The sequence below is a fragment of the Corynebacterium sp. c25Ua_47 genome (genome assembly GCF_039907205.1).
GTDB classification, from domain to species: Bacteria; Actinomycetota; Actinomycetes; order Mycobacteriales; family Mycobacteriaceae; genus Corynebacterium; species Corynebacterium hiratae.
Genome location: NZ_JASBOH010000008.1, coordinates 40657 through 61792, shown reverse-complemented (window position 1 = coordinate 61792; position 21136 = coordinate 40657). Strand labels below are relative to the sequence as shown.

The window sequence follows — 21136 nt, the reverse complement described above, 5'->3', positions numbered from 1 at the left end:
GGTCGGGGGTTCACCCGTTTTTAACGGGCAATCAACATGTAGGATCGCCAACGCCGCGGAGGCCCTATGAGCATCCGCGTGAGGATTTACCTGTCGGGCGGCCCCTGTGGGCTCGCCCGCGTGGCGGTTTACACGCCGGGCGGTCCGAGTCCGCGTTGCGCGGCTTGATACGCAGCCTGGGCGGTTATCGGTTCTCCCCAGGGAGGGATGTAGTCCACACCGCCGCGAATCCTAAACACGTAGCCAGCACCTGTTGGTTTCTCTGGGTCGTCATCATTAATGCCGTTGTGATAGGCGCACAACATGGTCAGGTTCGGCGGGTTGGTAGTCCCTCCTGCCTTCCACGGCACAAGGTGATGCACCTGAGCATAATCAGCGGGCTTATTGCATCCCTTCCTGGCACAGGTGGGATGCTCAGCACTAGCCATCATGCGCTGCTCAAACCCGGCTAAGCGCTTCATCCGGTGCAGCCATACCGGCCCGATCGTGGGGTGGATGAGGGTGACGTAGCCGATCTCGGCGAACTTGTAGTTCAGAAATTCCGTGCCGGTCATACGCCCGCCGTTGGTCAGCTCAAGCACGATGTCATCGCCGTCGCCGGAGACAATCTTGTCGAGCTTGTCCAGGGTAACGACCACGCTGGTGAACACAGCTGGTTTGGTTCCGCCATGGGATTTGTTGAAGAAGACGTGGTTGGCTGCTTCCAGCAGGTTGTTCTGGTTGATGGATTCCAACACTCCACGCATTTCGGTGACTGTCATGGGGTCATCGGTAATGGTCAGCGAGTGCGGACCATCAGCGCGATAGGTCGTGCGCACACCAGGTGTGGGCACGCGTTTGGGCTTGAGCTCATTTAAGCGCTTGGCCGCCACGGCTGGGATGTTCGGTGCTGGTGTACCGGCGAGCTTGACCCGTAGGTTCCAGGCATGCAGCTGATTTTTCAGCTTCTTCGTGTAGGACTCAATAAGGCTCAGCGTGGCCAGGTCGTGGCCTTGTTCGGCGGCTCGGCTGCGGGCAGTGCGTTGCTTACCCGTGAACTTGGTAGCACCGAAGTAGATGTGGTTCAAGCCAGCCAATTCGGCGGCATCGGCAGGTGAAGCGCCGAGTGCGCGTAAATGTTTCTCTCCTCCTACCGCTTGCTCCACCAAAGAAATCCCCGAGTTGCGGTAGGAGAAATAGGTCTCTAAATCCCCCATGCCTCAGAACACTAAAGCACCCTAGGCAACCCCGCAACCGGAGACAGAGATTTTAGAGCTTGATCATCGACTCCCAGCCGAAGGGGATCTCATCAGAATCGACGATCTTGCGGCCGAATGGGAAGCACGTCACCGGGATCATCTTCAGGTTGGCCAGAGCCACCGGAAGGCCCACGATGGTCACTGCCTGCGCCGCTGCAGTGGTGACGTGGCCGATAGCCAACCACAGGCCAGCGACAAGGAACCAGACAACGTTGGAGAACCGAGACATGCCACCGGTACCCTTGACCGGCTGGATGACGGAGCGCCCAAAAGGCCACAAGGCAAAATTCGCCATACGCATCGAAGCCACACCAGCGGGAATCGTCACGATGGGGATACAGGCCAAGATGCCGAGGAGGAAATAGCCCAGCGCGAGGGCAAGGCCACCAGTTGCCAACCAGATGATGTTCAAAATGATCTTCATGCATCCCAGCCTAGCGACGCGGCTGGCAGTGCGGGCACCACCAGATGACGCGCTCTAATTCCCCTTCATCGCCGCCGGCGTCCACACCACCCAGCGTGGATTTCTCAATGAGCGTGCCGCAGCGACGGCAGCGCTGACGGTTGCGCCCAAAGACATACGTGGTCTCCCCTGCCCGCTTCACACCGGTGGTCACGCGTACCGGGGAATCGCGGTTGGCCCAGATGAGGCGGCGGGAGAGGGTGAGGATATGAGGGACGTCGACAAGCGCTACAGGTGTTGCTGGATGAACGCCGGCCAAGAAGCTGATTTCGGCGCGGTACTCGTTGCCCAAGCCCGCCACGTTGCGCTGGTCCAGGAGGGCCGCACCGATGCTGCGCTCAGGGCGGGACTCGATGCGGCACACGGCCTCCTCGAAGCCTCCTTCTTCCCATTCTGGCGCGAGGATGTCGGGGCCAAGGTGTGCCATGCGCTGCTCAAACTCGCGCGTGGGAAACACTCCCACGTGCCCCAGCCAGTGCCCTACCAGCTCGATATCACGCGGGGCGTTCTCCATCTGTAGCACTACGCGCGCACTGTGGCCGGGCTTGCGCCAGCGGTCACCGGCGTAGTGGATGGCCCACGTGCCCTCCATCTTGAGGTGCGTATGCAGGATCAGCTCGCCGCCGAAGTCCATAAAGAGGTGCTTGCCATAGGGCCAGACTTCCTCGCACACCAGCCCGTCGAAACGCACGGTGGCATAGCGCGGCACGCGCAGGGAGGAGGAGGTCACGCGCCGGCCTTCCATAAACTGCAGCCGGTTCGACAACTGCAGTACAGAATCGCCCTCTGGCACAGTAGAACCTCCTCACCGAACGGGTGCCTACTCTACCGGCGCATCCTTTCCCGCACCGAATGCCAGCGCGCCCGGCTCCCACGGGGTGACCACGTGCTGGCGGCCTAGGTCTTCGATCCTCTTCACACCGAGCAGCTGCAGGGTGTTTTTGAACTCCTCCGCCAGCAGCTCAATGACGCGGTCAACGCCTTCCTTGCCGCCGGCCATCAGCCCGTAAAGGTAGGCGCGGCCGATGAGGACGAAGTCCGCACCCAGAGCCAGCGCAATGGCGATATCGACGCCAGACATGATGCCGGAGTCGTAGACTATCTCCACGTCCGGGCCCACCTCTGCGCGCACGGCCTCAAGGGCCTGGAGGGTGTTGACCACGCGGTCGAGCTGGCGTCCACCGTGGGAGGAGACCACGATGCCATCGGCGCCAAGGTCGATGACCTTGCGTGCGTCTTCTGGGTTGACGATTCCCTTGACGAAGAGCGTGCCCTTCCACTGCTTGCGAATCCACGCGAGGTCCTCGAAGTTGAGGCCGGGGTCAAACATGGTGTTGACCAGCTCGCCCAGGGTGCCGGTAGTTGAGGTCAAGGACGCGAAGGTGACCGGGTCCGTGGTGAGGAAGTTGAACCACCACTCGGGGCGCCACGCGGCGTCGAAGACGGTGCCGGCGGTCAGGCGCGGCGGGATGCGCATGCCGTTGCGGGTATCGCGCAGACGCTGGCCGGCCACGGGCGTGTCCACGGTAACCACGAGGGTGTCGTAGCCGTTGGCGGCAGCGCGCTCGATGAGCTCCTGGCAGGCGGAGTGGTCCTTCCACAGGTAGAGCTGGAACCAACGACGCCCGCTATTGCCTTGCGACGCCGCGACCTCCTCCACCGAGCGCGTGCCCATCGTGGAGAGCGTAAACGGGATGCCGGCATCGCGCGCGGCCTGGCTGCCGGCGTCCTCGCCCTCGGCATGCATGAAACGGGTAAAGCCGGTCGGCGCGATGCCGAAGGGCAAAGCTGCCGGTTCGCCGGCGATTTCGGTGCCAAGGTTGATGTCGTGCGCGCCGTTGAGCACGTTGGGCATGAGGCGAACATCGCGGAAGAAATCGCGAGATTCCTGGTAGCTAACCTCATCGCGGGCTGCACCATCGACGTAGTCGAAGGCGGCCTTGGGCGTGCGGCGCTTGGCAATCTTGCGGAGATCCCACACATCAGCGGCCTCTGCCAGGCGTGCTGCCCGGCGGTCGAGGTTGGGTGCTTCGAACCGCATGAGGTTCTTGAGCTCGGACACGTTGGGCAGTTGGCGCTTCAGCCGCATGGAAACAAGACTCCTTTTCTATTGGGCTATCAGCTTTTGAGGTTAGACCCATGAAAAGCCCGTGGGCGAAATGCAGGTGAATATCATTCAGCGGCGTTGCCGGCGCGGGCGAAAACCACCTGGGCTTCCCGGTGCAGTCGATGGGCCACCAGACTCAGTGGAATCCTCCGGGTCATCGAAGGAGAGCTCCTCCATCGCCTCGACGGCGCGGCGCCCACCGCGACGTGCGGGACGGTAAGGTTCAGCGGAGCGCGCGGCTTCTCCAGATTTGCCGTGCCGTCCTGCACGGCCGGAAGAGGCGGTGTGGGCAGAGCCAGTAATCCGCACGCCCTTCGGGGTCAGTGCCGCGCCCAAAGCACGCAGCTCGCCGCCCAGCTTCGACTCGAAGATGGGCCGCCCGTTCGCCTTCTCAATAACCACCTTGCTCAAGCGCCCGGCGGCCACCAACTCGTTGAGGCCACCAAGGACTGCGGCTAGTACCTCAGTGCGCTCGATTCCTTCAGGCAGAGCGTTGAAAAAGGTGGTTAGAGTCTTCCCACCCCGGGTCAGGTGCGCCACCGGCACGCCATCCATGAGCACCACCAAGGCACCCGCGGCGCGGGTGGGGCGGGCCGCGGATTCGCCGGCGTCGGTAGTGGGCCAGGGCAGCGCCGCACCATAGGGGTTCGCGGAGTCGGTCGCGGCCAGAACATAAGTCTGCGGCTCGCGGGTGCCGGAGGGCCAGCCGGTGACGTCCGGCGAATCATCCACGCCGCGCAAGCGGTCAATAACCGCGGGCGTGGAGAACTGCGCGGCACCCAAGCCCTCAATGACGTAGCCGCGCATCGCCTTGCCGGATTCCTCGAAACCGGAGAGCACCTTATAAGCCAGGGCGAAACCACCCAGGACGTCCTCGGCAACCACAGAGCCACGGGTAAGCACGCCATAGCGGTCCAGCCAGGCCTCGCCGTGCGCGATGGAACGCGACGTTGCATCCGTCGCGGCGGGCACGGCCAACGACCACCGCCCCACCACGTCTGGTGCGGCCTGCGCACCAGACACATTGAGCGATTGCGCAAAGGACGTGCGCCCCATGCGCAGGCGCGAGCGCGATGGCCGACGCCGCGCGCGATGCGCCGTACGCCCGGCGCGCCCACCTGCTGCCAGGTGGGCCCGGATAGGAGCGAAGGAATCGGGGCTGACCAGACCTGCCTCCACCAGTCCCCAGAGGGCCTCGCGAACCTCCTCAGGCGTACCGCTCAGCTGCGGTTGAATATCGGAGATGAGGTAACTGCCGCCGCCCTGTAAAGCCTCCAGCAGCTGGGTCTGCAGCATGGACACGCCAGCCTCCTCCGCAGAAACCTGCGGGGCGAGCTGCGCGGCATAGTCCGCCGGCAGCAGCATGATCCAGGGGTCGTTGGAACCGGCCTTGCCCGCGCCCACGATGAGAACCTCGCCGCTGGCGGTGAGCTCATCGAGCATCGTCGGCGAATAATCCCCTACGCGCGCAGGCAAGATGAGACTCTCCCAAGCCGAGGCCGGCAGGCGCACGCCGGCCAGCTGCTCAATGACGGCGAAGACGCCGTCCACCCCGCGCAGCACAGGGCGCCGGCCCACGGGGGCCACCTGCTGCCAATCCGGGAGGAAGCGCCCGAAGGCTGCAGGCGAGACCGGCTGCGTGGCCGCCCGGGCTGCCGCCAGCGAGCGCGAGCGGATGACCTTGAGAACTTCAGCCGCGCAATACTCCTGCTCCTCCACGCCTTGCCGGTAGTGCCCCGCCAGGATGGAGTCCAGACCGTTGAGCGTCGAGTGCGCCACCGCAGCCGACAGGCCAAAGGCCTCCTGCACATCGCGCGCCACAAAGGGCCCGCGCGTGCGCGCCCAGCGACTGACCAGCTGATCCACGGCATCGGTAATCGTGGCCTGCTGGGCGGGGATACCGGGCGGGACGGGGATGCCCAGGCCGTCGCGAAGCAGCGGCGCATCGAGCGCTTGCGCCACGTGCTCGCGGCCGTTGATGCGCACCCGCATTATGCGCGCACCAAGCGCATCGAGCGCGCTCAATGGCACCGTGGCGTGCGCAGCAAACTCCTCGACCGGGATGGGGCCCAGCACGCGCAAAAGGTCCGCGACCTCCTCCGTCGTGCGTGCCTGACGTTCTGGAGTGGTGCGCTGCAGCTGGGCATGAACCTCGGCGATGATGGAGCCGTCGAGAAGCTCGCGCAGCTCCACCGTGCCCAAAAGCTTCGCCAACAGCGCCGGGTCTAGCGCCAGGGCCGCCGCGCGCTTTTCCGCCAGCGGCGAGTCCCCCTCGTACATGAACGCGCCGGTGTAGTTAAACAGCAGCGAGGACGCAAAGGGCGAAGGCTGCTCCGTGGTGACCTCCGCTATCCGAATGCGGCGGTGCGCCAGCTCCCGCATGACCTCCGTCAGCGCCGGCAGGTCGTAGACATCCTGCACGCACTCGCGCACGGTCTCCAGGATGATGGGGAACGAGGGGTAGTTGCGGGCGACGTCGAGAAGCTGCTCCGCGCGCTGGCGCTGCTGCCACAAGGGCGCGCGCTTGCCCGGGTTACGCCGCGGCAGAAGCAGCGCTCGCGCCGCGCACTCCCGGAAACGAGAAGCAAAGAGCGCGGAGTTTCCCACCTGCTCGGTGACGATGTCGGCGATCTCATCGGCGTCGAAAAGAAACAGCGAAGCATCCGGGTCCGCCTCCCCCTGCGGCAGGCGCAGCACGATGCCATCATCGCCCGCCACGGCCTGCGCATCCATCCCGGTGCGCTCCGCCACGCGCTGTCCCACCGCCAGCGCCCACGCCGCATTCACCGGCCGACCAAACGGGGTGTGCAGCAGCACGCGCCAATCCCCCGGCTCATCCGTGAAGCGCTCTAGCAGCAGCGTCTTCTCATCCGGGATGAGCCCGGTGGCCTCGTTCTGTTCCTGCAGGTAGGCGGAGATATTACGCCGCGCGTTCTCGTCAGCGTCGCGCACGATAGACGCATCCGCGTGCGCCTCACGCCGGAATGCGCCCAGCGCCTTGCCTAACTCATAGGGCCGCCCAGCTTGGTCACCGTTCCAGAAGGGCAAACGCCCCGTATGCCCCGGCGCGGGTGTCACCAGCACCTGGTCGCGCGTGATCTCCTCCACGCGCCAGCTTGTCGCACCGAGGGTGAAGATATCCCCCACCCGGGTTTCATAGACCATTTCCTCATCGAGCTCGCCCACGCGGCGCGGCGCGGAACCGGCCTCACCAGTTCCCACGAGGAAGACGCCGAACATGCCGCGGTCCGGGATGGTGCCGCCGTTGGTCACCGCCACGCGCTGCGCGCCGGGGCGCGGGGTAAGTACGCCCGTCACGCGGTCATAAACCACCCGCGGCTTCAGCTCCGCAAAATCCGTCGAAGGATACACACCACTGACCAAGTCCAGCACGGAGTCGAAGACCTCGCGCGCCAAATCCTTATAGGGCCAGGCGCGGCGCACGGTGTCATACCATTCGTCGGCCTCGAGTCCCTCGCTCGTGCCCGCGCTTGCCGACGCCACCACCGCCGCCACCGTCTGCTGTGCCAAGACATCCAACGGGTTGCGCGGTGCGTGCATCTCCTCGATGAGGCCCTCCTCCATGCGGGCGACGGTGAGTGCTGATTGCACGAGGTCCGCGCGGTGCTTGGGATAGAAGGAGCCGTGAGAGACCGCGCCGACGGAGTGCCCGGCGCGGCCCACGCGCTGCAGTCCGGAGGCCACCGAGGGTGGGGATTCCACCTGCACCACCAGCTCCACCGCTCCCATGTCGATGCCCAACTCCAGGGAGCTCGTGGCCACCACGGCCTTGAGCGTGCCCTCCTTGAGCATCGTCTCCGTCAGCGCGCGCTCATCCTTGGACACCGAACCGTGGTGCGCCCGGGCGATGACGGCAGGTGCCTTCCCGGCAACGTCCACCTGCTTCATCAGCTGGGCCGGGTCGCGCCGGGTGGCTGGGCTTAAGGACTCTGGGTCATGTTCCTGGGCATAGAGCTCGTTGAGGCGGCTAGTGAGCCGCTCGGCGGTGCGACGGGAATTGACAAAGACGAGCGTGGAGCGGTGCGCCATGATTTCGGCGTAGAGCTCTTCCTCGATGAAAGGCCAGATGGATTTCGCCGTGGGCAGGGCGGAGTCGCCTGACCCGCGTTGCACGCGCAACGCGTCTTGAGGGCCTTCGGTGATGCCAAGGGGGTCGTCGACAGTCGCTTCCCCAATGGGGGATCCCTGCTCCGGGGTGGGCAGGTCCGACATGTCCTCGACCGGCACGTGGACGTCGAGCTGCCAGCGCTTCTTCGCGGGCGGGGCGATGATGTCCACGGGACGGTCGCCGCCCAAGAAGTTCGCGACAGCACTCAGCGGCCGCACCGTGGCGGAGAGCCCAATGCGCTGAAACTCCCCGGCGATGAGCGCGAGGCGTTCCAAAGTCAGGGCCAGGTGCACGCCGCGCTTGGTGCCGGCCAGGGCGTGGATCTCATCGATGATGACGGTATCCACGGTCTTCAGAATGCCCGCAGCCTTGGAAGTGAGCATGAGGTAGGCCGATTCCGGCGTGGTGATGAGGATGTCCGGGGGCTTGCGCACTTGACGGGCACGCTCGGCTTGCGGGGTATCGCCGGAGCGGACTCCCACAGTGATATCCGGCACGTCGAGACCTAGGCGCTCAGCGGTGCGGGCAATGCCGTTGAGCGGGGCGCGCAGGTTATTCTCTACATCCACGCCCAGAGCCTTCAGTGGCGAGATATACAGCACTCGCACACCGTCATGAGCTCCCTCGCGGGAGGGCTCAGTACTCAGCGGCAGGGCGGTCTGGCCTTCGCGCTCCACCAAAGAATTCAGCGCCCACAAAAATGCCGCGAGCGTCTTACCGGAACCGGTTGGTGCTACAACCAGTGCGTTCGCGCCGCCGGAAATCGCCTCCCACGCCTGCTCTTGGACCGGGGTGGGGGCAGCAAATACGTCGGCGAACCAGCCAGCAACCTGCGGGCGGAACTTCGCCAGAACGTTTTTGGACATGCCCTACTGTATCGCGCGCGCTAATCTGGTCACTATGACCGTTGAGATTTCTGATTCCCGTCTAACCAACTCCCTCGCCGATGGCTGTGGCGAGATCCTCAAAGGCGTGCGCAACGGTGGCCTGCTGCGCGGCTTGGCGCTGGGTGATGCCGGCGATGAAGCCGCTCAGGAATGGATCGCCCGCGTCCTTGAGCAGCACCGCCCGCAGGATGGCGTCCTGTCGGAAGAGGCTGCCGATGACTTGAGCCGCTTGAAGAAGGAACGCGTCTGGATCATTGACCCGCTCGACGGCACCAAGGAGTTCGCCACCGGCCGCCAGGACTGGGCCGTTCACATCGCGCTGGTCGAAAACGGCACCCCTACCCACGCGGCAGTCGGCATGCCAGACATGGGCGTGACCTTTAAGTCTTCCGACGTGCGCGCGGTGACCGGCCCGCTGTCCAAGAAATTCGTGGTTTCCCGCAACCGCCCGCCGAAGGTGGCGGATTACGTCGCGGAGAAGATGGGCTTTGAGACGGTCGGCGCGGGCTCCGCAGGCGCGAAGGCCATCCACGTGCTGTTGGGTGACTATGACGGTTATATCCACGCCGGCGGTCAGTACGAGTGGGACCAGGCCGCCCCGGTGGGCGTGGCCTTGGCCGCGGGCCTGCACTGCTCGCGCCTGGACGGCTCCCCCATCAAGTTCAACAATGAGGACACCTTCATTCCGGATCTTTTAATCTGCCGCCCCGAGCTAGCAGACGAGATTCTGGAGCACGCCGCCGCCTACGCGGAGGCCAACGGCGGGTACTAGGTTTCTTGTGTGGTGTTCCCCTCCTACGCAGCGCCGCTAAGTCAAAGTCCCAACTCGTCTGCAAGACGAGCAACCATTCGAGCATGAAACTCGTGGTAGTCATTTAGTGTGTCTTTGCCGAGGTAACCGAAAACCTCGGCATTAATCACGCCAATTATCTGTATCCACGCCTCAAGCGCCTTTTCCATGACGTCAGCGGGAAGTTCCACATCAAGCTCATCAGATGCCGCCGCAAGGTCTTGCGAGAGCTGAGAGGAACGCGGTTCTAACTCTTTAACCGAGGTCTCAGTTAACAAAACGGCTAGTCGCCGACTAACTTTTGTACCCGCACCCGTTGTTTCTGAGGCGGGCGCTTCGTATCCAATGATGGGCGTGCCGTAAATAAGCGCCCACCTTTGAGGAAATTTCAAAGCCCACATCCTCATAGCGGCCACAAGGCTCACGAATTTAGCTCGCGTCCCAGTGGCCGCACCCACTCCTTGGGCAACGGCGCCATCGAGCGCTTCAAACGCATCGATAATCAGCATCGTTAATAGGTGGGCCCTGTCGGGCACATAGCGGTAGATACCCGAAGAAACTATCCCCAAATCACGAGCAATTGCACGCAGATTCAAGGCTTCTGGGCCACCTGCATCAAGCTGCTTTCGTCCGAGCTCAACAATGCGCGACATCGTCTCTTCGCGAGCACGCGCTCTTGGTGTCATCGACATATGAAAACTATATCAACACAAAAGAGAGCACTGCTCTTGACGGTAGCCGAGTGCACCTATAGCCTTAGAGAGCACCAGTCACTAATAAGAGTGGAGGACACTCAATGCACTTTCTCATCACCGGCGCGGGCCCCGTTGGCCGTGCACTATCACGTGAACTCGCAAAAAGAGGGCACACATGCACAATCATGACGCGGCGACAGCCCCAATTCGCCACCAGTGAAAACGTTGATTTCAAGAAGGGCGACGCAACATACAGTGACGCCTACCCAGACCAGATCGACGGCATTGCCCACTGCATCCACGCCCCATATGACGCACAAAAGTGGCGCGACCTACTCATTCCAGCTGAAGAAACCGTGCTGAAGGTAGCCACCCAACTAGGCATCCCCGTCGTCTTCCCCGAATCGATGTATGGGTTCGACCAGACTTACGAGGTGATTTCGCCTGATACTCCCCTCACCCGATCTCGCAATGGAAAACCCGGTGTTCGAGCGACCCTAATCGAGAACCGCTTAGCCTCCCCCTCGCGCACTACCTCGGTAATCGCGGCCGATCTGTACGGACCAGATGCCGGCCCCGGATGCGTCTACCATCAGCTCATCATTGGGAAGAAGCGTCCCCTTGCTCTTTTTAACGCACACGCTAAACACTCGGTCACGTATCTTCCAGACTTTGCACGAGCGTTGGCAGACGCACTTTTAGATGATTCGACACCCCCAATAATTTCCACACCTTGCGCTCCCGCTCTGACTCAAGCTGAGTTTGCTCGACGTGCCGGATGCCAACACTCCCCCATCACTATTCACCCATGGATGCTGAAAGTAGCTGGCGTTGCCAGCACGGGCCTCCGAGGACTGAAAGAAATGAGATACCTGTGGGACCGTCCCTCAATTCTTACCGGCGCCACGTCCTCATGGCAGGCGACCCCAACCGACGAGGCTCTAGAGGTTATTTATCAAGCCCAGCTGTCGAAATAACAAATCTCATCACCAGTACCCCTACCGCTCTACCTAAGATTTCTCCAACGTTCTACACTTGGACATCATGAGTGACACTCCCACCGCTTCTTCAGCCCTCACAACACCATATGAGGACCTCCTGCGCCGCGTCCTGGAAGAAGGCGCTCCCAAAGGCGACCGCACTGGTACCGGTACCCTCTCCCTGTTCGGTGCCCAACTTCGTTATAACTTGGCGGAGTCTTTTCCCCTGCTGACCACCAAGAAGGTCTACTTCCACGGCGTGATTGGTGAGCTGCTGTGGTTCTTGCGCGGCGAATCCAACGTGACGTGGCTGCAGGAGAACAAGGTCCGCATCTGGAACGAGTGGGCCGATGAGGACGGTGAGTTGGGCCCTGTCTACGGCGTGCAATGGCGCTCCTGGCCCACGCCGGATGGCCAGCACATCGACCAAATTCAGGCCGCCCTGGACACGCTCAAGAACAACCCGGATTCCCGCCGCAACCTGGTCTCCGCGTGGAATGTCTCTGAGCTGGACAAGATGGCGCTCATGCCCTGCCACCTGCTGTTCCAGCTCTACGTCGCTGACGGTGCACTCTCCATGCAGGTCTACCAACGCTCCGCGGACATGTTCTTGGGCGTTCCTTTCAACTTGGCCTCCTATGCCGCGCTGACCCACATGTTTGCACAGCAAGCAGGCCTGAAGGTGGGCGAGCTCATCTGGACCGGCGGCGATTGCCACATCTACAACGACCACATCGAACAGGTCAAGGAGCAGCTTTCTCGCGAGCCCCGTGCATACCCGCAGCTCAAGCTCCACAAGGTGCAGGACATGTTCTCCTATGACTTCGATGATTTTGAGGTCATCGGCTACGACCCTCACCCCACCATCAAGGCGCAGGTGTCCGTTTAATGCTGGGCGCAATCTGGGCCCAGTCCCTTGACGGCATCATTGGTGACGGCGTGGTCATGCCCTGGCACGTGCCGGAGGATCTCAAGCACTTCAAGGAAGTGACCATGGGCGCGCCCGTCATCATGGGCCGCAAGACATGGGAATCCCTCAACCCCAAGTTCCGCCCGCTGCCGGGCCGGGAGAACATCGTGCTGTCCAGCCGCGAGCCCGACGAGTGGTCTGCGGGCGCCACCGTGGTGGATAGCATCGACGCCGCACTCGAAACCGCGCCCGGCGACGCCTGGATCATCGGCGGTGGCCAACTTTATAGCTCCGCCCTCGACCGCGTGGATACAATCGAGCTCACCCTCATGGGTGTACAAGTCGGCGATGCCTACGGCGCAGATGCCGTACTCGCCCCGAGCGTTCCGGAAGAATTCAGCCTATCTGCCGATAGTGACTGGCTGACCTCCGAATCAGGCCACCTCACCATTCCCGGCCAGCCCCCGAGCGAGCTGCCCATGAAATACCGATTCCTCACCTACGACAGAAAGGCTGCTGCATAATGGCAACTACCCCCGAAACCACTGAGCACGTCACCATCTTCTTCGCTGACTGGTGCCCGTTCTGTGTAAAGCTGATCAAAAACCTGGACCGCACCGAAACCCCATATGAGCTCGTCGATGTCGAAGGTGAGAACACCGACGACATCAACGCCTGGATTGAATCCGTCAACGACGGCAATCGCATCGTTCCAACCGTCCTCTACTCCGACGGCACTCACGCCACCAACCCTTCCGCCAGCGAGGTTCGCGCCAAGTACGCGGAGCTGGCCGGCGAGTAGACCCAAGGCGACGCATTTACCGCCGCCTAAAGCAGGGCTGCTAATCTTACTTAGGTGCGCAACGCACCCCCGCCCCAGTAGCTCAGGGGATAGAGCACGGCTCTCCTAAAGCCGGTGTCGGAAGTTCGAATCTTCTCTGGGGCACGCTGTGAAGTCTCGAGACATCGTTCCGGTCGGTGTCTCGAGATTTTTAGTTGCCCCGACTGGGGTTGAGTTCGTTGTCTTTCTAGTTGTAGTAGATCTTTTCTTCGGTGAGTGTGTAGGCGGCGATTTGTGCCCCAGTGATGGCTATTTTGACGTCGACGTGGTTGTCGATGCAGACCATGGTGATTGGTTCCCCGCCCCATCTGCGTCCGATGTAGAGGCGGCGTAGTTTGCCTCCCCATCGCAGGGTTGTCTTGCCGTTGGTGCCGATTTTGTCGGTACTTAGTCGGTAGTCGTGGTCTGGTTTGATGTCTACTTATCTGCATTCACCCCCATTAAGGGTGAATCTTCAGATCAAAACTTGAAATGTTTTATAAACAGTATTACCTAACTTAGGTAAGCCTTACCTTTCCTGCTGTTCATAAATCGAGGTTTACTATGACCCAACAGTCCTCTACGCCCGCACGGAGTGCAAGCTCATCCAGTGGGTCGACGGCACGTTTAAACACCAGAGATCTCATCAACGCTGGCATCTTTGCTGCACTTTACTTTGTAATCACCTTTGTAAGCGGAATGATTGGATTCGCAGGACCACAATTCATGTTTATTGGATGGTTCATCGCGGCAATCGCAAACGGAATCGTGCTAGCGCTTTATGCCGCCCGCACGCCCAAAATGGGTGCTTTCACCCTCGTCGGTGGTATTAACGGACTAGCATTCATGCTCACCGGACACTACTTCTGGACCCTGCTGGGAAGCATAATTCTAGGGTTTATCGCGGATTTGATTATTACAAAAAGCCACCTCAGTATTGCCAAATCCTTCCCTATTTCCTACAGCGTCTTCTGTGTCTGGATTTCTATGCCTTTTATCCCGCTAATTCTGGATACGGACTCCTACTACGTCGATATCGCAGACCAAATGGGTCAAGAATATGCCGATGCCATGTCGGATATCTTCCAGCCATGGACCATTGGAGTACTGGCCATTTGTGCGCTCATCGTCGGCTTTATCGGAGGAAAGGTCGGAGTTCGCGTCAGCCGCAAACACTTTGAAAGCGCTGGTCTCCTGTGAGCCTGCAAAAACAGGGCGTGCTTCATCGATCTTCGATCGATCCACGGACCGTGCTGCTTTCTGTTCTAGTAATCAATGCGGTAGCTCTCAGCCACGGCCACCTACCGACACTGCTGATTTCTATCGCTTTCAGCTCCATCGCACTAGCTACAGTAAAACCACACTATGGTCTTATTTGCCTGTTCGCTTTTGCATTATCCTATCTAGGGTACTGGGGCCTATTACAGCTTCCTGGCTCCACATTTTTCGCTTTTTCAGCGGCAATTTTTTCGTGGCTAAGCCGTTTTGTCATCAGCATGTCCATCGGCACATTCGGCTTGCTCACTCTCACACCATCCACGTTGACCTCAGCACTGCGGGACCTGCGTTTACCAGGCTGGGCCACCATTCCACCGGCGGTATTCCTGCGCGTTTTGCCGATCATCGTGGCAGAAGCCAAAGCCATCCGCGATGCCATGGTCCTTCGGGGTCTCCAGCCTGGAGTAAAAAGCTGGATCACACAGCCCACACAATCGTCCGCGATGTTGATCATCCCCTTATTAGGTGCCGTCGTCCGCGCTGGTGATGAGCTCGCTGCCTCTGCTCTTGTCCGGGGATTGGGAGGACCCGCACGCCCAACCACCACCGCCGATCTTTCCTTCAAGCTTGTCGATGCAACTGCACTAGCTGGGTTGGGCCTCGTTGTTGCCTCTGTCTGGCTTCCCACGGAGGTCCACTTATGAACGAACGCAGTATCGCAACCAGTGTAGACGCCCACAACGTTTCTTTTACATATCCATTGGGAGCTCGGCCAGGCATTCAAGGTGTATCTGATGTGTCTTTTTCTGTCTCTCCAGGACAGTGTCTACTGATTACCGGTGATTCCGGATCGGGAAAGTCCACGGTACTCAAGTTGATCAACGGACTCATCCCCCATTTCAATCCAGGAGAGCTACTAGGCACCATCACTATTATAAAGGATGACCAGGCTTTTACCCCTGCGGAAGAACCGCTGTCCCGAGCCATCGAGTTCAGCGCCTCAGTATTCCAGAATCCAAGGACACAATTTTTCACTGAAAGCGTCAATGCAGAATTGGCCTTCGGGCTAGAAAACCTTGGTGTAGATCCCAAAGAAATTGAGTCGAGGATTCAATCAGCGGTCGAGCTACTAGGCATTAACGATCTTCGGGGCCGGCGATTCAAAGAATTATCCGGTGGGCAGTTACAAACCATGGCATGCGCATGCGCGCTTGTGTCCCCGGGCAGTCTCGTGCTTCTCGATGAACCCACGTCCAATCTCTCTATGGAAAGCATCGATATTCTTGCACGCGTGCTACACCGCTTGAAGGAATTAGGCACAACGATCATTATCGCTGATCACCGTCTCTTTTTCTTAAAAGATATCGCTGACCAAGTTATTTACTTGACTCAGGGAAAAATAACGCGGAGTTTCCGCGCTCAGGAGTTTTATGCCTTAGACGAACCCGAACGCAAACAATTGGGGCTACGCAGCTTACACCATGTTCCCCTGCCCGCGAGCGTGCCGGTACCACCCACGCTCGAAAACGCCGATCCCCAGCGGAGCGGACTCGAGCTAAGCAACATCTGTTTTTCTTATGGCGCACATGAGGTATTAAACATTGACCACGCATTTTTCCCCAGCGGCGAAGTCACCGCCTTAATCGGGCCCAACGGCGCTGGAAAAACCACCCTCGCCAGGATCATTTGTGGTCTTGCTTCTCCCAAACGCGGCGGTAGTCTCCGTTTGAACAGCAAACGAGTCGGAGCGGCTGCCCGCAGACGTGCCGCGTACATGGTGATGCAAGATGTTGGCCGCCAATTATTCGCAGCCACCACCGAAGAAGAAGTCACGCTCGGACTGGCAAAGAAGAAGCGGGACCACATCGATGTCAATGAGATTCTCCATCGCCTCGATCTGGCAGGAATGGCCCAACGGCATCCGCAGTCTCTGTCCGGTGGGCAACGGCAACGCTTAGCCATAGCTTCAGCCCAAGCCGAGCAAGCAGCGATCTACATCTTCGATGAACCTACCTCTGGCGTGGGCTGGCGCCAACTGCAATCCATCTCTGCGCTACTTCGATCTCTTGCAGCAAGCGGAGCAGTGGTCATCGTCATCACCCATGACCACGAATTCATCCAAGAATCAGTCACCAGAATCATCGATATGACTGACATCAACAAGAATTGAGAAAGAAATGTCTGAACTAAAACAAAGTTCCACAGAATCAAGCGGAACCCACGCACCAGAATCACACGGTGCGTCACCGGAAGAAGAGGCTCGCGCAAAACTAAAAGCCGGCCAGGTCGCTCTAAAAAAACTACTGGCCCCAGTGCAAACAACCATCTACTTCGCACAGTTTCTCGCGCTTATATCCTCGGTACTCGCCGTAGCACCCTACGTCGCGTTGGTGGCACTGGGAAATGCTCTAATCGACGGCAATACTGATGACGTCGCGTCCATTGTGAAATGGCTACTTGCTGCATTTTTGGGCCAGCTATTCTTCTATTTCCTTGCCCTTGCAATCACCCACTTCGCTGATGCAAAGCTGGTGGGGATTAACCGGCGCCGAATTATTACCGCTATTGCGAAAGCACCACTCTCGTGGTTTAGCCAGACTAATTCCGGCAAAGTCCGCAAAGCCGTCGAGGACGATACGTTAACTCTGCACACCCTGACAGCCCATGCTCCTGTAGAGAAGGTCGCCGCGATCTTTACGCCCCTCGCGCTTCTGGTTTATGCCTTTATCTTGGATTGGCGCCTTGGTCTACTTTCTATTGCCACTGTGCCCATTTTCCTAGCAATCCAAGCATATTCAATGAAAGATATGGGCACAAAAACTGCGGAAATGGATAATTATCTGGGTGAGGTCTCTGCGACTGCGGTGGAGTTCTCCGAAGGTATTTCCGTCGTCAAGGCTTTCGGCACCGTTGGCAAAGCCCACGCTCGATATCGCGAAGCTGCCCAAAAATTCGCGGAATTCTATTACGAGTGGGTACGTCCGCTTCTGCGTGTTTCCGCAATCTCAGAGTCTGTGGTGGCGGTTCCTGTCCTCATCCTTATCAATCTAGGAGTGGGTTCCCTGCTGATAGCTGGTGGCTATGTCACGGTCGCTGAAGTCATCGCAACAACGTTAATTGCGCTGGTGCTCCCGGGCACGATTCAAACCGTCGGCCAAATGATGTGGTCTTACCAGCTCGCTGGCAATGCGGCGTTGCGCCTTGATGAAGTCATGACAATTTCCCATGTGAAAGAAGGCCAAAAGAGCCTCGACGCCAATAGTCAAGACATGGAGGTGGAGTTCCATAAGGTCAGCTTTAGCTACGCCCCAGACACACCAGTCCTCCAAGACTTTTCTGCGCAACTAAATGCAGGCACTGTCACGGCATTGATTGGCCCCTCCGGGTCTGGCAAATCCACAGCAGCAACGATGTTGGCGCGTTTCCAGGATCCAGATTCGGGCACAATCACTATCAACAACGTGGATATCCGTGATCTCACTTTCGACAGTTTGTACCGCACTGTGGCTTTCGTCTTACAAGATCCTCACTTACTGCGTATGAGTATTCGGGAAAACATTCGCCTTGCACGCCCAGAAGCCCGCGATGAAGAGATCTGGCAAGCCGCAGAGGCTGCGCACATAGCTGCTGATATTCGCGCTTTACCGGCTGGGCTCGACACCGTTGTTGGTGAGGACACCTCTTTATCCGGTGGACAACAGCAACGCATTTCTATTGCCCGGGCAATCATTACCAATGCCCCAATCTTGATCCTAGATGAAGCTACTGCGGCAACTGATCCTGACTGCGAAGCAGAAATTCAAGCAGCTCTAGCCACACTCGTCAGAGGCAAGACCGTCTTAGTCATCGCCCACAAGCCGGAGTCCATCCAAGGAGCAGACCAAATAATCTGCCTCAAGCCTATGAAGGATAATTCTCATGTCTAATGCCACTACGCCTGTTAGTTCGCGTCTTCGTGATCCGCTACTCACTCGCAGTGTCAAAAAGCTGCAAAGTCCTGTAGGCCATAAGCTCAATAAAAGGTATGCTTGTCTATCGCTTATCGTTGGCGTGCTTGATGGCCTCGCCGTTCTCACGCTCGTGCCACTTACAAAGGCACTCGATGGGGATACGACGATCGCACCATGGATGTGGACGCTTTTGGCAATTGCGCTCGTAGCTTTTGCGCTACGATTTTTCGCAACCATGGCCTCTTACCACACGGCCTTGGATTTCATCCGAGCCGCGCACACGACTGTGGGCGATAAATTAGCAACGCTACCGCTCGGCTGGTTCGTACCGGCTAATACCGGCGGCCTATCTCGCCTCGTTTCAGATCGCTTTATGGTGGCGGCCGAGACCATTGCGCATATTCAAGGAACGATATACCGCGATAGCGCGGCACTTGTCACCTTGTTAGTAGGAGCGTGTTTCTGGAACCCGAAGCTGGGCTTGGTCCTTCTTATCATCGCACCATTGGCGCTCGTGGTGATGCAGTTGGCTGCATGGATTCGTGAGAAAGCATCGAACCGCGCACTGGGGCCGAGTAAAGAGCTCTCCCAGCGCATCGTAGAATTTGCTAACCGTCAACCAGCCCTGCGCGCGGCAGGACAATCACAAGTTTTTGCGCCACTAGAGCAAGCGCTAGAAATCGACCATAAAGCACGAATACGCGAGCTATGGGTATCCACATTAGCTTTGCTACTCAACGGCATAGTAGTGCAGATCTTCATTGTGGCTCTCATTATGGTCTCCGCGGATCTTGCCGTTGAAGGCGCCCTATCGCCACTAGAAACAATTGCGATCATCGGAATCAGCTTGAGGTTTACCCGCACGCTTGAGCAGCTGGGTTCTTCTTTCGTCGGTTTAGATGCCGGCCGTATCGCGCTCACAGAAACTGAGCTCATCACCGATGCCCCCTCCCTACCGGAACCCACTACTCCGCGCCCAGGCGATGGTTCGGGAAGTGTAGAGCTGCGTAATGTCACGTTTGGATACGGCGATAAACCAGTATTGGTAGATATCGCTTTCCATGCTCGACCAGGCACCGTTACCGCCATTGTCGGTCCTTCTGGCTCCGGAAAGACCACAATTGCGCGCCTTATTTCGCGATTCTGGGATGTAGATTCCGGGGCGGTGATGGTTGACGGCGTAGATATCCGCGAGCTTGGAACCGAACAGTTAATGTCCAGACTGTCCATGGTTTTTCAGGATGTCTACCTCTTCGACGACTCGTTAATCGCTAATATCCGCGTTGGTCGTCCCGACGCCTCCGATGAGGAAGTCTTCCGCGCAGCTGATCTTTCAGGCGTGAATTCTATTGCCAACCGCCTAGGGTGGCATACTCCTGTTGGTGAAGGCGGGCGGCTTCTATCCGGTGGTGAACGCCAGCGTGTATCTGTAGCTCGCGCGCTTCTCAAGCAAGCGCCGATTGTACTCTTTGATGAGGCGACCTCCGCGCTCGATGCAGAAAATGAGGCAAACATTCTTGCTGCGATGGACGAGCTACGGGAGCAATCTACTTTTATTGTCATCGCCCATAAGCTGGATACAATCAAATCTGCTGATCAAATCGTAGTCTTGGATGAACACGGGCAAGTCAGCCAGCTAGGCACGCATTCTGAGCTTTCCGATGTCCCCGGTATCTACCGTCACTTCTGGCAGCAACGCAAAGCAGCACGCGGGTGGAGAATCAGTTCGGGACGCGATTAACGCGGGCACCGAGATCGGCGTTGTTTGCGGGGGCACCCTTCTCCGCCGCAGCACGGAGCACCCTAAGTGCACCGACAAAGCTCGAAGCGAAGAATGCAGTAGCGGCTACGAGCGACCACTGCGCGGCGTTGGCCATGCCTTCGCTTAAGGCCCACACCACTGCCCCAGGCGCACGGTGGTTTGCGTTGCGGAGGCTTGCCCGGAGTCATCGACGGGAATATCCCGCAGCATCGTGCCGGTCAGCTGCGCGGAGGCGAACCCTAGGCCCAAGCCGTACAGGGTCAGCGGCGCGGCGATGATCCAACCATTCGTATCCGGCCCCATAAGCAGGACGAGGATAAGGACGCCGACGGCTTCCAAGCCGAGCCCAATGAGCACGGTGCCAGGCGCCCCGTACCGTGCCGCGACGTGGGGGCTGCTGCAACGGAGAAGAATGCACCGATTGCCGTGGCTGCCAGCACCAGGCCAGACAACACCGTGCAGAGGTCCAACGTATTAATCAGGTACAGCAGCAACACGAAGATGATGGCAAACTCGCCGATTGCTACCGCACCAGCGGTGATATTGTCCCACGAGAACGTGGAATAAGAAAACAATTCAAGATACAACAGCACCGAGCGGTGACCCCGCTCGCGGTGCTTTTCCGACCTGATTAACAGCGCGAAGCCCACGGCCGAAACCGTGAGCCCTAGCGGAACCGGTGAAATAGCCGCGTTTTCGAACCAGGTCCAGCCAAAGAAGCTGAATGAGGATTGGGGCTCCCACCAGCCTAGGTCGGGCCCTCGATAATCGCGAATACCAGGACACCCATTCCGTCAGTGCACCACCGGCAAGGGTCCGACCGCTGCCGCACCGGAAATTACCGCGCCCCACACACCAAAGGCTGTTGCGCGGTATTTGCCGCGGAATACGGTTTACCCGTGGAAAGCGTGGAAGGCATGATGAACGCAGCACCGATTGCCTGTACTGCGCGCGCGGAGATCCACGTGGCGGTCGAGGTAGGAAATCCCGCCAATACGCTGCCTGCCACGAATATTGTCAGGCCGGTGAGGAAGGCGCGCTTGCGTCCCCAGGTATCCGCAATCTTGCCCCGTCGCAGAGCAGCTCCGCCAGTAGCACCGCATAGAGGCTGTTGACCCACTGCGCCTGCGTCAGGTTGAGCAGCAGGTCAGTGATGATTGAAGTGTCCCTGTTTTGTCCCGACTGAG

General features: G+C 59.3%; 18 protein-coding genes, 1 tRNA gene and 1 pseudogene. 11 read left to right on the top strand and 9 right to left on the bottom strand.

All coding sequences use genetic code 11. The features are described from left to right. Nucleotides 1-128: 128 nt before the first annotated feature. From QKE52_RS08770 to QKE52_RS08750, 5 genes are all read right to left on the bottom strand, one after another. A complete protein-coding gene (locus QKE52_RS08770; protein WP_070701550.1) occupies nucleotides 129-1196 on the bottom strand; it encodes an HNH endonuclease signature motif containing protein in 1068 nt (355 codons plus the stop codon). Between the two features lie 52 nt (nucleotides 1197-1248). After that, nucleotides 1249-1662 carry a YccF domain-containing protein gene (locus QKE52_RS08765; RefSeq protein ID WP_347948584.1) on the bottom strand — a complete coding sequence of 138 codons (414 nt, stop codon included), beginning with the start codon at nucleotides 1660-1662 and terminating at the stop codon, nucleotides 1249-1251. 10 nt (nucleotides 1663-1672) lie between these two features. Further along, entirely contained in the window at nucleotides 1673-2494 is an 822-nt protein-coding gene (locus QKE52_RS08760; protein WP_347948583.1) for a DNA-formamidopyrimidine glycosylase family protein, read from the bottom strand. Nucleotides 2495-2521: 27 nt separating this feature from the next. Then, entirely contained in the window at nucleotides 2522-3790 is a 1269-nt protein-coding gene (locus QKE52_RS08755; protein WP_293776222.1) for an alpha-hydroxy acid oxidase, read from the bottom strand. An 87-nt stretch (nucleotides 3791-3877) separates the two neighbouring features. Continuing rightward, nucleotides 3878-8803 carry an ATP-dependent helicase gene (locus tag QKE52_RS08750; protein WP_347948582.1) on the bottom strand — a complete coding sequence of 1642 codons (4926 nt, stop codon included), beginning with the start codon at nucleotides 8801-8803 and terminating at the stop codon, nucleotides 3878-3880. A 34-nt stretch (nucleotides 8804-8837) separates the two neighbouring features. Between QKE52_RS08750 and QKE52_RS08745 the strand changes: the two genes are divergently transcribed. Continuing rightward, nucleotides 8838-9596 (top strand): 3'(2'),5'-bisphosphate nucleotidase CysQ, encoded by a 759-nt coding sequence (locus QKE52_RS08745; protein ID WP_180963859.1) that lies wholly within the window; start codon nucleotides 8838-8840, stop codon nucleotides 9594-9596. A 41-nt stretch (nucleotides 9597-9637) separates the two neighbouring features. Here the strand turns inward: QKE52_RS08745 and QKE52_RS08740 are convergent, their stop codons facing one another. Next, complete coding sequence (locus tag QKE52_RS08740) at nucleotides 9638-10306, bottom strand: TetR/AcrR family transcriptional regulator (RefSeq protein WP_049155183.1); 669 nt, start codon at nucleotides 10304-10306, stop codon at nucleotides 9638-9640. Nucleotides 10307-10410: 104 nt separating this feature from the next. On the opposite strand from QKE52_RS08740, the gene QKE52_RS08735 reads away from it, so the two are divergent. The 5 genes from QKE52_RS08735 to QKE52_RS08715 all read left to right on the top strand — a co-directional run bounded on the left by QKE52_RS08735 (nucleotide 10411) and on the right by QKE52_RS08715 (nucleotide 13145). After that, nucleotides 10411-11286: an NAD-dependent epimerase/dehydratase family protein gene (locus tag QKE52_RS08735; RefSeq protein WP_049155185.1), complete on the top strand. Its 876-nt coding sequence runs from the start codon at nucleotides 10411-10413 to the stop codon at nucleotides 11284-11286. Nucleotides 11287-11353: 67 nt separating this feature from the next. Then, on the top strand, nucleotides 11354-12178 hold the full coding sequence (locus tag QKE52_RS08730) for a thymidylate synthase (protein WP_102233738.1): 825 nt from the start codon (nucleotides 11354-11356) through the stop codon (nucleotides 12176-12178). Then, complete coding sequence (locus QKE52_RS08725) at nucleotides 12178-12723, top strand: dihydrofolate reductase (RefSeq protein ID WP_049155189.1); 546 nt, start codon at nucleotides 12178-12180, stop codon at nucleotides 12721-12723. Before QKE52_RS08730 ends, QKE52_RS08725 begins: the two co-directional genes overlap by 1 nt. Further along, nucleotides 12723-13001 carry a glutaredoxin domain-containing protein gene (locus QKE52_RS08720; protein WP_049155191.1) on the top strand — a complete coding sequence of 93 codons (279 nt, stop codon included), beginning with the start codon at nucleotides 12723-12725 and terminating at the stop codon, nucleotides 12999-13001. Before QKE52_RS08725 ends, QKE52_RS08720 begins: the two co-directional genes overlap by 1 nt. A gap of 71 nt (nucleotides 13002-13072) precedes the next feature. Continuing rightward, nucleotides 13073-13145, top strand: a tRNA-Arg gene (locus tag QKE52_RS08715). An 82-nt stretch (nucleotides 13146-13227) separates the two neighbouring features. Here the strand turns inward: QKE52_RS08715 and QKE52_RS08710 are convergent. Continuing rightward, nucleotides 13228-13443: pseudogene (locus QKE52_RS08710) on the bottom strand (IS481 family transposase); the annotation flags it as partial. Between the two features lie 140 nt (nucleotides 13444-13583). Between QKE52_RS08710 and QKE52_RS08705 the strand changes: the two are divergent. The 5 genes from QKE52_RS08705 to QKE52_RS08685 are packed head-to-tail and all read left to right on the top strand — an operon-like array spanning nucleotide 13584 to nucleotide 19928. Next, nucleotides 13584-14219, top strand: coding sequence for an MptD family putative ECF transporter S component (locus tag QKE52_RS08705; RefSeq protein ID WP_049155193.1), 636 nt, complete (start codon nucleotides 13584-13586; stop codon nucleotides 14217-14219). After that, nucleotides 14216-14941 carry an energy-coupling factor transporter transmembrane component T gene (locus QKE52_RS08700; RefSeq protein ID WP_010187692.1) on the top strand — a complete coding sequence of 242 codons (726 nt, stop codon included), beginning with the start codon at nucleotides 14216-14218 and terminating at the stop codon, nucleotides 14939-14941. The genes QKE52_RS08705 and QKE52_RS08700 overlap by 4 nt, the downstream gene beginning before the upstream one ends. Next, the gene (locus QKE52_RS08695; protein ID WP_070517049.1) at nucleotides 14938-16407 is read left to right on the top strand and encodes an ABC transporter ATP-binding protein; all 1470 of its coding nucleotides are present in this window, start codon (nucleotides 14938-14940) and stop codon (nucleotides 16405-16407) included. The genes QKE52_RS08700 and QKE52_RS08695 overlap by 4 nt, the downstream gene beginning before the upstream one ends. A gap of 7 nt (nucleotides 16408-16414) precedes the next feature. Continuing rightward, a complete protein-coding gene (locus QKE52_RS08690; RefSeq protein ID WP_012714929.1) occupies nucleotides 16415-18163 on the top strand; it encodes an ABC transporter ATP-binding protein in 1749 nt (582 codons plus the stop codon). Beyond that, the gene (locus tag QKE52_RS08685) at nucleotides 18156-19928 is read left to right on the top strand and encodes an ABC transporter ATP-binding protein (RefSeq protein ID WP_347948581.1); all 1773 of its coding nucleotides are present in this window, start codon (nucleotides 18156-18158) and stop codon (nucleotides 19926-19928) included. Before QKE52_RS08690 ends, QKE52_RS08685 begins: the two co-directional genes overlap by 8 nt. A 144-nt stretch (nucleotides 19929-20072) precedes the next feature. Here QKE52_RS08685 and QKE52_RS08680 read toward each other — a convergent pair whose 3' ends face one another. Beyond that, complete coding sequence (locus tag QKE52_RS08680; protein ID WP_070517043.1) at nucleotides 20073-20306, bottom strand: hypothetical protein; 234 nt, start codon at nucleotides 20304-20306, stop codon at nucleotides 20073-20075. A 481-nt stretch (nucleotides 20307-20787) separates the two neighbouring features. Continuing rightward, entirely contained in the window at nucleotides 20788-21069 is a 282-nt protein-coding gene (locus QKE52_RS08675) for an MFS transporter (protein ID WP_118779515.1), read from the bottom strand. Between the last annotated feature and the right edge of the window lie 67 nt (nucleotides 21070-21136).